Below are 14,256 nucleotides of genomic sequence, written 5' to 3' on the forward strand. Positions count from 1 at the left end.
GGTGGCAATCTGGCTGTCATCACCCGACGTCGAACCGCCTGCCAGACCGCTTTCGTTCACACTTTCGGTGATCGGGGTTTCAGCCAGGCTGACATCGGACACATTGATGGTCAGCGTGGCGGTGGTTTCGTCACCGTCAGCATCACGCACCGTGTAGGTGAACACATCCGTTGCGTCACTGGTCACCGCATCGGCCGTGGCTTCATAGGTATAGCTGCCATCAGCGTTAAGGGTCAGCTTGCCGTACTGGCCAACAATTGACTGACCAATATTTATGTTCACTGCGGCGCCGTTATTACCCGGCACAACCCCGACGACAGCATTACCATTTGCTGCCCAGCCGTCAGCGCCCGCCTGATCGTTTGCCAGCACGCCATTAATGGCACTGACGGTCAGGCTGCCGCCTTCATTCACATTACCGCTATCCGCAACAGCGCTAGGCCCATCATCCTGAAACACAAAACGGTCGCCAATATTGACCGTTGCGCTGGCTGTGTCGTTATCACCATCTGTTGCTTTTGCCTTTAGGCTCACCGCACCATTGGCGAGATTCACGGTATCATCCGGAGTGAATGGATCCTGATGCTCCAGAGCACGGTTTTGAGTGAGCGTGACTTCACCGGTTGCGGCATCAACCTGAAGGGTGAATACCACGTCGCCATTGCTGTTCCGGCCTTCAACAACGCCATTATTGTCAAACAGCACCACAGGATCCCCGCTGGCTGTATCGACAAGGCCTGACGCTGTATTGTCAATCACCAGCTCATAGGCGACATCGTTGCCACCGTCAGCACCGTGATTAATAGCGAAAGCGCCAGAGAAATCTGAAGTGGCAGGCGTGCCAATTTGAGCTTCATCGACTTGAGCTTCATCCAACTTCACACCGGTGAGGCCCACCTCGGGTACATCATCGATCACCAGCACCCCTAGGTTGCCGGTGCCGGTTGCACTATTGTTTGCATCCAGTGGGTCGGTCGCACTAACCCCCAGAGCAATATCCTTCAGTGCGTCATCGGCCCCCTGAGCCGTGTGTGTTTGAGCATTGGTCAATGCGTAGTCGAAATCCACTTCCCACACGGCGGGCTGGCCGTTCGACGTTTCAACCACGGTCGATTTGGTCAGACTGATTTCGCCGTGACCTGCGATCGTAATGGTTTGATTGGTGGTCGACAGGTCTTCAAGTTGTGCCAACGTGAGGGTTTGTCCGCCGATTTCGATGGTTTCCAATCCGGACGGAGCGGTAATGCGCAAAACGCCGCTGACGGTTTCAGAGCCATCATTGGTGTCCAGACCATTCTCGCTCACGGTAATCTGGCCATCGGCAGCGCCGTTGTCGTTCAGCACTTCAATGGTAGGAGCATCCAAGACCTGCGCCGTAACACTGTTGCCATCAGGGCTAACTTGTAACTGCTCAAAGCCAGGGTCGCCACCCGGGTTATCAACAACACTCTCAATGGTGGCGGTAACGGGCTCGCTCAACTCGTCTACTTGGTCCACCTTAGTAGTGACGGTGAAGGTTGTTTCTGAATCACCACCGGCGAGGATGACACTCACAGGCAAGGCATCCACGTCACCGGTATTGGCGGCGGCACCGTTCCAGCTCAGATTAACCGTTACATCCTTTCCAGCGACAGCAGGCGCAGGGTTTCCGTTTGCGTCTACCAGCTTCACGGTGTAGGTCAACTCACTACCTTCCAGCACCGCGCTGTTATCAACGTCAATGATGGCGTAAACCGGGTCGGTTGTGTCTGCCACCTGGGTTTCAACGGGGGTTGAATCAATCGCTAGTTTTTCAAACGCTCCAATTGTGCCAGCATTGCTCTCGGTAATGCCCGTAATTTCATTGGTCACGGTAGACGTATCGATGTAAACGTCATCGCTTTGAACGGATACGTTAATCGTACCTGTGGCGCTGCCTGCTGCAACGGTGATGTCACCCAAGCTTGTGTTAACAACTACGTCATTGTTCGCAACTATGGCATTGCCGTTACCGTCTTCCAGTGTCACGGTGTAAACAAGAGGGGCTGCACCTTCGTCTGTGGTGGTTTTATCTACAGACAACCGAGCGGTAACCGTGGAGTCAGCATCCACAATATCTACTTTGGTTGTTGCGCCAAAGCTACTATCGTTGATGGTTTCGCTGCCACCGGTCGCACTGATGACCTCAAAAGTCTTATCGGTGACTCCTTGCACGTACTCATCATCGGCGCGGCTATCAACCTCTATGCTGCCACTGGTCGCACCAACTGGAATGGTGATTGTTTCGCCGTTATCCAGAATCACATACAACGGGCTGCCTTGAACCGGCGTTTCTACCGACGCGGTAACGGTTATGGGCTCGCCTTCGTTAACCTGCGCTGGTGTGCTCAAGCTAATATCCAGCACCGGCTCGACGGAAAGAGCTAGCTCTGCGGTGCTGGTACCACCATCAGTGTCTGTTACCGTGTAGCCAACCGTGGGTACGGTGCCGTTATAGTCAGTAGCGGGAATGAATTCGTAACTGCCATCATCGTTCAGCGTCAGCTGCCCTACGCCCGCAATCGTCGCCGTGCTGCCAGCTGCAAATGTTTGGCCATTCACCGTGAAGTCAGTAACTTTAAGCGGGGTATCGCCATCAAGGTCGCTGTCGTTAGCCAGCACTCCATCTGCCGCATTGACGGTTAATGTCTGATCTTCAAGGGTTGTGGCCGTATCGTCTTCCGCCACCGGCACCGGGTTATTCACAGTCCAGTTAAAACTGGCTGAATCGCTGTTACCTGCCTTGTCAGTGACGGTAATCGTTACGGTGTGATCGCCGTTGCCATTAAACTGGCTGGCAGATTTGTCGATGGTGCCGCTGATCACCCCAGTGTCAGGGTCAATACTCAACCCCTCTGGCAAGCCACTGGCGGTGAAAACCAAGTCACGATTATCGGCAGGGTCGCTTGAGCCTTGAATAACGCTTAGGTTGATTGACTCCGCATCGTCGCTGGCCTGCTCTGAAACGGCCAGCACCGGTTTGGCGATGTCCACTTCGTAGGCGCGTTCAGCCTCTGCTTTATTGGGCTGACCATTAGGCTCTATGCTGACAATTTCCGCGGTAACAGTATTGTCTTTAGCCAATTCGCTCCCGGGAACATCCACTTGCCAGGTCTTTCCGTCTGGGTTTACCTGCGTGATGTACTCTTTGCCGTTAACCGTGACCGTGATTTGGTCACCGGGTTTGGCACCACCACCAACGGTGCCGGTAATCGTGATGGGCTGCGAAGCCTCTTCAGCGTTTACAATTCCGTCACCAGCAAAAACATTTATCACAATGGTAGGATCGGTAAGCGCGCTATCAGTATCCAGGCTGCCGATGTCATCACGATCGATTCCGCTGTGTTCTTTTCGTTCGTACCGGTCAAACTCAGGTGCGTCTAACGCCATATTCAACGGCCGCAAAATTTCCTGAATTCTGGCGACAGTTACTGGCGTAATGCCATCCGCTTCAATAATTTCGCCCACGCGCACGATCTGGACGAAGCCGTGCCCGGAGCCAGCAGATTGTTCATCCCTGCCTGAGGATGGTGGCGACTCAAACTCGCTAGGCTCGCGAACTTCTCTCGGCGGCATTGCTACCGTTTCTTCGAGCATCTCTTGGCCTTGCTCGGCCGGCAGCTGCTGTTCTCCCAGAAGGGTGATCACCTGGTTTTCACCAAAATCTAGATCAACCCGGGTGCCCGGTTCCGTGACCAGAACTTCATCGGCACTCAAACGATCACCCACGTCCAGAGGGCGACGCACCCCATTCGGAGCCTGAGCCCATGCTTGTCCAACCAGAGATACAACAATTGCCTGAGTCATCACAATTTCCTTATTAAAAGCCTTCCAAAAACATAAATTTCACGGCTAAAAATACGTTTTTAGCGTTCGCTCAAAGCATTCGCTTTGGCACGCAATAATGGTTTAAGCAGGTAAGACAAAATCGTTCTCTTACCCGTCATAATGTCGAGTTGCGCTGTCATTCCTGGAATAACAGACATATTGCCGGCTGCGTCTTTGCCGGTTGTAATGGCACGCACCAAATAAAAAGTGTTATCCCGGTCATCGGTAATCGTATCGGCACTGATGTGCTGTAGCGTTGCCGGAATACCGCCATACACCGAGAAATCGTATGCGTGGAGTTTGATCGTGGCCGGCAAGCCCGGTCGCAAAAACGCGATGTCTTTCGGGGCAATTTTAGCCTCAACCAACAGGCGATCATCGCTCGGCACGATTTCAATCACAGCGTTACCTGGCTGCACTACACCGCCCAATGTGTTGTGCAGAACCCGCTGCACGGTGCCATTAACAGGTGAACGAATTTCCGAAAGTTTGACCCTGTCGGCCAACCCGGCGACGTTTTTCTTTAGACTGTTCAGTTGCGATGACGCTTCGCTAAGTTCTGCGCGCCATTTATTGCGCATAGTAAATTCCACTTCGAGAATCCTTGCTTCGGCTTCTTCTATGCTGGCCTCTACCTGACGCGCCCTAGCCTCTGCTTGTAACTGTTCTCCTTTCGCCCCCGTTTGATCTCGCTGCAAGCGCAGAATCTCTATTTGCGAAACCGCACCCGATTCAAGAAGCGGGCGCGTTGCCTCAAGTTCCTGAGTTGACATTTGGTATGACTGAATCGCCGTCTCGATACGAGCTTGAACTTCACTCAACTCTTGCTGGCGCTGAGTAACTTGCTCTTTCGCAATCGCCACTCGTTCGGCAAGCTCATTCAAGCTCGCCTGGTAATAGCCCTGCTCTTGATTCAGAACCTGAACCTGCTCGGGCGAAACGGCTTCCCCAAATGCCAACTCAAGGGGCTGCCGATCAATCAATGCTTTCAGTCGAGCGACCTTTGCCTCCAGAGCAAACGCTCTGACATTGCTTTCTTCGTAGTTGGCGACAAATCGGGTAGGATCAATTCGGACTAACAGATCGCCCTTGTCAACCACATCGCCCTCTTTAACAAATAGTGCATCAATCACACCGCCATCCACAGATTGAACAATCTGAAGCTGGCGCGAAGGGATAACCTTACCTTCACCGCGGGTGACCTCATCGATTGGCGCGAACGCGGCCCAGACGATCAGAAGAGTGAACGTCAGCACAATGCCATAGAGCAGGCTGCGGGCACGTAGTGTTTTGTTAGCTTCTATGGCCTGGTCTGCGTCTTGGCTCCAATGACGAGAGCTATTGCTGAAGGCTGAGAAAAAGGGTCTAAACAGCCCACCGACAAAGCGCTGGCCCTTAGCACCAATCACTTCGGCCCGGCTCAAATGCTCAAACGCCTTCTGCTCAGACAGTTTCCGTTGAGCCTCCGGAGCCCCGCGCTCGGCCGCTGCCTTGCTGCCGGATTCAACGGTCATTGCGCCACCTTTTGGATCGAACCCTTCTCAAGCGCTTGCAAAATACTTTGTTTCGGGCCATCAGCGACAATCCGCCCGCCATCCATTACGATGAGCCGATCCACGAGCGCGAGCATACCCGTACGATGGGTAATCAATACTAAGGTTTTACCCTGACTAAAACGCCCTAACCCTCGTGTAACATGATTTTCCAGGGTGCTATCCATCGCGCTGGTAGGCTCATCCAGCAACAGCATGCTACTGTCGGCCATCACAGCACGCGCAACGGCAATGGTTTGGCGCTGGCCGCCAGAAAGCCGATTACCTGCCTCACCAACCTGCAAAGACAGACCATCGGCGTGTTCACCTACAAGGGTTTTAAGGCCCGAGATGTTAATGGCTTCCATCAGTTTTTCATTACTGGGGTGTGCTACACCCAGAGTTACATTGTCATAAACCGTGCCGCTAAGCATCTGCACATCCTGCGGGATGTAGCCAATACTCCGGCGCAGCTCTGCAGGATCTATTTGCTCGATGTGCACCCCATCAACCAGTATGGTTCCTGCCGTTGGCCTGTAAAGCCTCAGTATCAGTTTCTCGAGACTGCTCTTACCAGAGCCCACCCGTCCAAGAATGCCCACCCGTTCGCCTGCGCGAATATGCAAAGAAATATTCGACAACGCCTCACGCTCTTCGCCGGGGTACTGAAACGAAACATTTCGAAACTCGATTTCACCTCGCAGTTTGCCGCGACTAACATGCTGCTTATCACTTTGTCGTTCTTGTTCGGTATCCATCATTTGATCAACAGACGTTAACGCGATCGACGCTTGGTAATACTGGGTCAGCAATGAGGCCGTTTGTGAAACCGGCGCCATGGCTCGAGACGACAGCATGTATGCCGCAATCAACCCTCCCTGACTCATATCACCATTTATCACCAGGTACACACCCACGATAATCATCGCCACGGCGACCGTTTGCTGAACCCACGAGGCTCCCGTCCCCACCGACACACCAAGCATGCGCTGTTTACCAGAGCACCCAGCCAGAAAGCGGGTTGACTGCTCCCAGTCACTTTGCACCTTGCTGGTGGCGTTAAAGCTTTTGAGAGTGGGTGCAGCAACCAGGCTCTCTACCAGTCCGGAATTTCTTTGGGCGCTGGCCTGGCTCATGGCCTCAGACAGCTGCCTCATGCTTGATTGTACGGAAAGGGCATACAGGATTATCAACAGGGCGCCGACCAGAACGGGTATCGCCATCGTCCAGGAGATAAGGCCGATGATGACCACAAAAAGAAGAAAGAATGGCAGGTCGATGAGTGCCGTAACCGTCATCGAACCAATAAATGAACGCACCGACTCAAATGACTGCACGTTCGCTGCGTAGGAACCCACCGATGGTGGCGCATGCTCTAGCCGAGCACCTAAGATACGCTCCATGATCTGAGCGGACAGCTTGATGTCAGCACGACTGGCAGCCAACTCTACAAACCAACTCCGGAGCATTCTGAGCGCCAAATCGGCACAGATAATAATAACCGCGCCAATGGCCAGCATCCAGAGCGTTTCCGTCGCATGATTGGGCACGACCCGGTCGTACACATTCATGACGAACAGCGGCATGGTGAGCGCAAAAACATTGATGAAGAAGGCGGCAATCAGGATGTCACGGTAAACAGGCCGGTTCTCCTTAATGACGTTCCAGAACCAATGACCTTGAAGCTTCGCAGCCGAGCCTGTCCCCGTTTTTTTGTCATCGAGCTGGAAGCTAGGCCGGCAATAGATCACCACACCACTGTAACGTCTTTCAAAACTGGCAAGCTCCAACTCCTGAGCCTGCATATCCATTTCAGGTAAGCGCACCTGCACTGTCCCGGCATCAAAATCGACAGCCTCAAGCAGGCAGGCACGATTCCCTTCGAGGAGAACAACGCAGGGGAATAATAGGCTATTAAGCTGCTTTAGCGGTTGGCGAGCAACGCTAGTACTCATGCCAACCCGCTCTGCCGCTCGGACAAACACGGTGGGCGTTAATCGGCCATCAACCAGCGGCAAACCATCGATCAGCGCATCGCGATGGATTGTGGTTCCGTTGGCTTTCGACAGCCAAACGAGACAGGCACTTAGTGGGTCATTGATATGATCCATCATACATTTACGGCTCTATTTGGCACGAGACCCGGCAGTCATGAGCATTCTGATTCGCTGTTTACAAACCAGAACGCCCATGTTTCATTGCTTAGCGTGCGCGAATCACACGGATCTCAACGCGCCGGTTCAATGAACGTCCTTCGGCAGTCTCGTTACTCGCCACAGGCTGATCCGATCCAACTCCGGACACAACCATTAATGTTTCATCGATACCGCTAACAATCAGAGCATCACGCACGGCTTTCGCTCGCGCCAGAGATAGCTCCCGGTTCATAGAATCCGAGCCGGTGCTATCGGTGTGGCCTACGATGCGGATGGAACGAGGTGCCCCCTGCTCCAGCACACGTTGAGCAAAGCGTCCCAAACGAGCCGCGGCTTGCGGCTTGAACTCAGAACTACCAACATCAAATAACGCATCGCCACTGAGGTCGAGCGTTTCCTCCGCAGTCACTGTCTGCAGGTAGCGCCCCATACCCAGAGCGTTGCCCGGGACAGCCGCACAGTATCGACTTGCGCCAGGACCTACCGAGCCGTTGGTCTCTGCCAAATCTGGCATATCGGTACGCGACAAAGAAAGCGCATCTATCAAACGCCCCATGCTATGCAGCGTACGTAGCTGCTGGATGTACAAGTCGTATTTACCATTTACGTAGGCGCGCTCCGCCTGGAAAAACTCGTTTTCTGAGTCAAGCACATCAAGCAGTGACCGACGGCCAATATCAAACTGCTGTCGGTAGGCAGCCAATACCCCTTCGGCATCGACGCGATGCGCTTCGAGGGAATCGAGCTTTATCTGCAGATTAAGAACATCGCTATGAGCGATGGAGGCTGTCTGGCGCAGATCCACGCAAACTTTGTCCCGCAGGCTCTCAGCTTGATTAATTCTGCGGTATGCAGCCCGCTCGGCAGCACGATCGCTGCCTCCGCGGTACAGGTTGTACCGGGCGCGCAACTCGATAATGCTTTCGTTGCCAAACGACCTTGGGTCGGTACGGGTATCAAAACTGTTGTTGTTTTTATACACCCCATGACTGGCACCCAATTCTATGACCGGGTAACGCCCCGCTTTTGCGCCTTCGAAAGAGGCATCCGCTGATTGAATACCCTCAAAGGCGGCAAACAACTCAGGATTATTGGCATAAACCGATTCCAGCACCGTTTCCAGACGCTCAGGCACTCGATCTTCGGGCACATCAAAATCGCGCAAATACTCTGCAGGGTAGCGCCCTACCAGACGCTGAAAGCGAGCCGTCACACTTTGCAGGTTCGCAATTTCGGTCATAAGATTAGAGCGTGCCAACGACAACCGGCCATTAATTTGTTTCAGGTCCGCCTGATTGCTAACGCCCCGTTGGGCACGATCACTCACATGCTGTTGTACTCGCAAATGATTCGCTACGTTTTTCTGGGCCAAGGTGACCAGTTCACGATGCAGCATCACACTCAGATAGACTTCACTAGTCTCAAGTGCCTTGGTTTCAACCTCACTCAGAAGCTCATAATATCGGGCCCGACTGGTGTGCTCAGCTTCATCCACAGCACTGCGAACACGAAAACCATCAAACAACATTTGGGTGATAGAGATTTCAGCATAGTTCCGCGAATAAGCGCCTCTGTTGTCGAATTCTCTATCCGCACCACCCACAGAGGCGTTGGTATCAATTAACGGCAGGTAACCGCCAAAGACTTCTCTTCGATCATAGATAGAAGCTTGAAACGCCTGGAGACGAGCCTCAATCTCAGGATTCGTTTCAAGAGTTTCCTGCACAACCGACAACAAGTCGTCGTTCTGGATATTAGAAGCGACAGCATTAGAAATTGGGAGCAAGCCCAAACAACACGCAGCAACAACTTTTGCAGCAGGGATTATTTTATTCATTTATTTCCTCAAATTCGTCCTGACGCAAAACTCAGCGCCAAAGCACCAATCCATTGTTAGGCTCTTAGAAAGCCAAATTATCGATCCGTCTCAGAGGACATTTTTTATACGAGCAGACCGGCGTCACAGTTCACTGTATTTTATCGTTTCCAATCAAACATCTCAAAATGAGAACCACAAAACAACATGACGCCATCCCATTAATAACCCGGCATTAACAGCCGCTTCAATAACTCACCCCATCAAATCAGACTTGTCGGCGTCTTGTTCAATGGCGCGGTCCAATGTGGCCAGGTACTCGGCCTTCACCTTCAGCTTGGTTTGCTTGTGCGCGCGCATATTCAGTTGCTTGTATTGAGTAGCGACGGCTTTTGCACGCTCCATCAGCTGCTCCGGTGCAACCAATTCATCCAGAATACCGGCCGAGACCGCGCTTTCTGGATTAAAGATTTCGGCATTCACCACGGAGCGGTAGAAATAAGGCGCAGGCATCCGGTGGCGAGCAATTTCGATACCGGCGTGATGCATGGTCATACCAATCGCCACTTCGTTCAGCCCCAGCTTGAAGCTGCCTTCCACACCAATACGGTAATCCACGGACAACAGCACAAACACGCCTTTAGCAATGGCGTGGCCATTACAGGCAGCAATCACTGGCGTTGGGAAGGCGGCCAGGCGACGAGTCAACGTTGAGCCCACTTTCACCAGAGCCATGGCGGCATCTATACCTTTCTGCATTTCTTTCAGGTCGTACCCGCCAGAGAACATGCCCGGCTGCCCCGTCAGGATGACAATTGCTTTGTCTTCTTCAGCACGGTCAAGTGCAGAGTTCAGCGCCGTAAACACATCATAGCTCAGGGCATTGGCCTTGCCGTTGCTCAGAGTAATGGTGGCAATGCCATTGTTCAGTTCGTAAGTTACGAGTTCAGTCACCGTGGTGTCCTCATCAATTTCACAAAAAATAAAGTGAGTGTTTGTTAACTCTATACATTAGGCCGAGCTTCGGCAATGCAATCAACCGTACTATAAAGCCATCAAGGTTGAACAACCCCAGATTGTCGAGCCAAGCAGTTCATTGTGGTAATGGAGACGTCTCTGAAAATCGCATCAGACCGCACTTTTTCCGGGAAGCGATCATACACCGCCCGGCGACAGGATGAGGTGCGGGACTCTGCAAGCGCAACACACTCGTCTTCCGCTTCGGAGCTATCTGCGTTCGCAGTGGCCTCCTCACACAGATCTTTTATCCGCGAAATGGCCAAGTCCACCACGGCACTGCGGTCTACCGGTTTGGCCTCAAGATTGGCAAAATCGGCCGCCCCAACCGGGGTCTCGTCAGGCTGGGTCTGGTTCCAAAACACGAATCCCAGTGCCGCAACCACCAGCGTCACGGTAACGATGGGAAATTTCATCAGTAAAGCTCGCTTTTCATGAGTGTTTGCCACGGCGGGTCAGGCGGAAAATCAACTCCGGTGAAAGTCGTTTCACCCAAAGTGCCGCCATTTCTTTACCCTTACCCACTGGAATTTCACGCTTGCGGGCTCTCAGACCTTTAAAAACCACCGCCGCGCATTCGTCCACATCCATCCCATTGGCAACGTCGCTATCCATTTCACCATGGGGGGTGCCATCGGCTGACAAAGAGTTTTTAGCGATATTGGTACGGATAAAGCCCGGAAGAATGGTAGACACATGCAAACCGCTGCTTTCCACTTCCGCCCGCAAGGCATCAAAGAAACCGACCATAGCGTGCTTGGCGGCGCAGTATCCGGTCATCTTCGGCACACCGACCTTGCCCGCAACACTGGCCGTTACAGCCAGATGACCTTGGCCGCGGCTCAGCATGTGTGGCAGTACGGCTTTGGTCAGGGCGATCTGCCCCATCACATCCACATCCATCAGTTTCTGATACACCGACATATCGGTTTCGGCGCACAACGAGCCTTGCGAGAGGCCCGCGTTATTCAACAACAGATCAATCGCCCCAAAGCGATCCACCACCATTTGGGCAGACGCTTCGTGGGAAGCCCAGTCTGTGACATCTAGAGGTAGCACCAGAATGTTATCTTCGGGAAGGCCCGCTTCGACACAACGGGCGGCCACGCGCTGCAATTCATCTTCGCGACGGGCCGATAACACCAACCCTGCGCCGTCTTTGGCGTACTGAAGCGCCAGTGCTTCACCAATACCCGACGAAGCGCCGGTAATCCATACAGTTTGAGCCGTCATAAACAAGCCTCCACAGGCAGAACATACTTATTATTAATGGCCTCGGATACTAGCAGAAAAGCGTCGAGGCTCCTTAAACGCGCAGCAGCAATACGACACTTTGTCCTCAACGGCTATACGGAGGGTAGTCTTTAAACGCTTCTGGCCGCCGGAAGCGGTCAAACGCCTCGATCTCCCATGGGCGCATGGCCATCAACAAGCTCACCCCGAAACGATGTTCCAGAGGCAAAGCCAGATCCTCTTCATGGCAATGCCGAAACTCCAGCGCCAAGCGATTGAGCTTCTGCTGAACCGCTTCGTTCGATTGGGTAGAGAGCATGCCGCTGACAAACAGCCTCAATTCGCCGGGGTGATTGAACCGGCACTTCAGAAAATCCTGCTGCACTTCGGCTTCAAAAAATTTCTGAATGGGCCCACCCGGCTGCCAGGCAAAATCATGACTGACCAACAGTTTGAATCGATTACCGGGCAATAACTCGAGCACGCCCATTCGATCAAGCTTGGCGAGATGACCAATCAAATCGGTTTCCGACAACTCGTAAACCTGGTGAATTTCTTGAAACTGCCAACGGTTCATGGCGCAGACGGCCACCAGCAACAAGCAGACATCCGATACCAATTCCTGTTCCTGCTCCAGGGTCAGCTGCTGAACTTTGGGCTCTGGCGCCAACTTGCGCACGAGATCGCTGATCTCCATACCCATCAGCGTGCACACTTGGTCCAGCCGCTTCAGCGAAAACTGCTTTTCCGAAAACAGCCGCTTAACACTCGCTTCCGACAAGCCCAAAGCATTCGCCACGTGCTGATACGTCAGCCCATGCGATCTTAGTTGCCGTTTGAGTTCACTGATAATGGCACTGGTTTGCGCCATGGATTTACCTCCCGCAGAGTTCCATCCGACAGAAAGTATCATTATTCGATACCCTATAGATATACCGCCAATACCTTTTGAGAAACGCTCGCGACACATTCGGCGATGGCGCACAGTTCGGTTGTCCCAACAACGCCAATGAGGAAGACATCATGGATAGCGAACTGAAGAGTAACTCGAACTCTTGGGTATTTTTTGTAAAGGTTTCATTCGCCATTGCACTGTTTGCCGCCGCCGCGGGTGTGGTGCTCGCGCCCGTTGATATCGTGATAAAAGGCTACATGGCGATCAGCGCACTGTTTCTCGTCAGCACCACCATCACGCTGTCGAAAACACTACGCGATGAACACGAGCAGAGCCGCATTGCGAATCGTATTTCCGAAGCTCGCACCCATCAGCTGCTGAAAGAATACGGGGAGTAACACCATGAGCATCTGGCGCAAACTGAACACTCTGTTTCGGGCCTCGGCCCATGAACCGGTCGCAAAGCTAGTGGAAGCAAACGACCTTCGGATTTTTGAACAGGAACTGCGGGACGCCGAGCAAGCCATTGCCCGATCAAAACGAGAGCTGGCGCACCTGATGGCCGAGAAAACCCGGCTGGAACGCGACAACAACGGCCTGCAAGCAGCCATTACCAAACGGGAGCAGCAAGCCACTCAGGCCCTGGAGCAAGACGACGAAGCCTTGGCACTGGAGCTGGCCAACCTGATTGCAGAGGATGAAACCGTACTGCAACGCCAGCAACAACAGCACGCAAAACTCCAGCAACAGGAAAACCAACTGAACCGCCAGTTGCGGGATTCTGGCCGGGCACTGAAACATTTCCACAGTGAAATGCGTCTGGCGAAAGCCAACCGGCATGCCGAGCAAGTCACCAGACAGCTTCGCGGCCATGCAAGCGGGCTGCACAGCCATATGGAAGAACTAAACGTGTCAGCCAATCGAATTCGTGCCCGTCAAACCGAGGCCGAAGATGTAGAAGCCGCCTTGACCGAGCTGGATGCGGAACAAAATAACAGCGACCTGGATGCCCGGCTGAAAGCGGCGGGTATCGACAACGGCGGCAGCAACGGCGAGAAGGTGCTAGCCCGCTTAAAGGCCCGCTAGCGCCACAATGTCTGAATACTCCCGCACAGACACATTCACACCAACGCTGCGGCCAGCTTCGATGCGAACAACCTCGTTCGTCATGGCCGCAGCAATCGTCTCCGCCTCAATCGCGCGGTACTTGCGCAACGGCCCTATCAAGGCTCGATTAGCCACCGGCATCACCGCCATCCCCAAGCCTTCCGCTGTGCGATGCTCTTGCCGCTGGCCCAGCAACAGGCTCGGTTGATAGATTGAGAGGTAAGAAAACTCCAGCGCCCGCATGGCGTCTTCCAACTCGCCTTTCACCCGGCTATAAAACACCGAAGACTTCGAAGACGCCCCAATGGCTGACATCAAAATACAGGCTTTGGCGCCCGCCTTTTTCGCCAAACTCGCGGCATTCAGTGCATAGCTGTAATCGACCTGACGGAACGCTTCTTGAGAACCCGCTTTTTTGATGGTGGTGCCCAGACAGCACACGAGCACATCTACATGGAATATTCCCGCGTGAGCGCCCATGTCATCAAAATCGATCACAGGCGCCTCAAGGTTCGGATGACTCCATTCCAAAGGCCGGCGCACCGGCGCCACCACGCTCGTAACATCGGGATTCCCCAGTAGCTTCTTGACTAACAGACCACCCGTTAACCCGGTCGAACCCAGAACCATAACCTTCATAAAGCGCTCCGTTGC

General features: G+C 53.4%; 11 protein-coding genes. 2 read left to right on the top strand and 9 right to left on the bottom strand.

Features of this window, described 5'->3' with window-relative positions; translation table 11 throughout:
- The 8 genes from K5L82_RS10255 to K5L82_RS10290 form a co-directional block, all read right to left on the bottom strand.
- Positions 1-3,825 (bottom strand): DUF5801 repeats-in-toxin domain-containing protein (locus K5L82_RS10255; RefSeq protein ID WP_223134082.1); only part of this gene is annotated, 3,825 nt, incomplete at its 3' end.
- Positions 3,826-3,884: 59 nt separating this feature from the next.
- A complete protein-coding gene (locus tag K5L82_RS10260) occupies positions 3,885-5,360 on the bottom strand; it encodes an HlyD family type I secretion periplasmic adaptor subunit (protein WP_223134083.1) in 1,476 nt (491 codons plus the stop codon).
- Positions 5,357-7,492, bottom strand: a complete 2,136-nt coding sequence (locus K5L82_RS10265) for a type I secretion system permease/ATPase (RefSeq protein ID WP_223134084.1) — start codon at positions 7,490-7,492, stop codon at positions 5,357-5,359. Before K5L82_RS10265 ends, K5L82_RS10260 begins: the two co-directional genes overlap by 4 nt.
- Before the next feature lie 88 nt (positions 7,493-7,580).
- The gene (locus tag K5L82_RS10270; protein ID WP_223134085.1) at positions 7,581-9,371 is read right to left on the bottom strand and encodes a TolC family outer membrane protein; all 1,791 of its coding nucleotides are present in this window, start codon (positions 9,369-9,371) and stop codon (positions 7,581-7,583) included.
- A 234-nt stretch (positions 9,372-9,605) separates the two neighbouring features.
- Positions 9,606-10,304, bottom strand: a complete 699-nt coding sequence (locus tag K5L82_RS10275; protein ID WP_133004758.1) for a crotonase/enoyl-CoA hydratase family protein — start codon at positions 10,302-10,304, stop codon at positions 9,606-9,608.
- A gap of 101 nt (positions 10,305-10,405) precedes the next feature.
- On the bottom strand, positions 10,406-10,783 hold the full coding sequence (locus K5L82_RS10280) for a hypothetical protein (protein ID WP_223134086.1): 378 nt from the start codon (positions 10,781-10,783) through the stop codon (positions 10,406-10,408).
- A gap of 16 nt (positions 10,784-10,799) precedes the next feature.
- A complete protein-coding gene (locus tag K5L82_RS10285; protein WP_133004756.1) occupies positions 10,800-11,600 on the bottom strand; it encodes an SDR family oxidoreductase in 801 nt (266 codons plus the stop codon).
- Positions 11,601-11,706: 106 nt separating this feature from the next.
- Positions 11,707-12,471 carry a helix-turn-helix domain-containing protein gene (locus K5L82_RS10290; protein WP_223134087.1) on the bottom strand — a complete coding sequence of 255 codons (765 nt, stop codon included), beginning with the start codon at positions 12,469-12,471 and terminating at the stop codon, positions 11,707-11,709.
- A gap of 152 nt (positions 12,472-12,623) precedes the next feature.
- On the opposite strand from K5L82_RS10290, the gene K5L82_RS10295 reads away from it, so the two are divergent.
- Together K5L82_RS10295 and K5L82_RS10300 are read left to right on the top strand one after the other, a co-directional pair.
- On the top strand, positions 12,624-12,893 hold the full coding sequence (locus tag K5L82_RS10295; RefSeq protein WP_114334274.1) for a YiaA/YiaB family inner membrane protein: 270 nt from the start codon (positions 12,624-12,626) through the stop codon (positions 12,891-12,893).
- 4 nt (positions 12,894-12,897) lie between these two features.
- The gene (locus K5L82_RS10300; protein WP_133004754.1) at positions 12,898-13,581 is read left to right on the top strand and encodes a PspA/IM30 family protein; all 684 of its coding nucleotides are present in this window, start codon (positions 12,898-12,900) and stop codon (positions 13,579-13,581) included.
- Here the strand turns inward: K5L82_RS10300 and K5L82_RS10305 are convergent.
- Positions 13,567-14,241 (bottom strand): NAD(P)H-binding protein, encoded by a 675-nt coding sequence (locus tag K5L82_RS10305; RefSeq protein WP_223134088.1) that lies wholly within the window; start codon positions 14,239-14,241, stop codon positions 13,567-13,569. The two genes, K5L82_RS10300 and K5L82_RS10305, sit on opposite strands and share 15 nt — an antisense overlap.
- Positions 14,242-14,256 lie beyond the last annotated feature (15 nt).

The organism is Marinobacter sp. AL4B (assembly GCF_019916045.1).
GTDB lineage: Bacteria > Pseudomonadota > Gammaproteobacteria > Pseudomonadales > Oleiphilaceae > Marinobacter.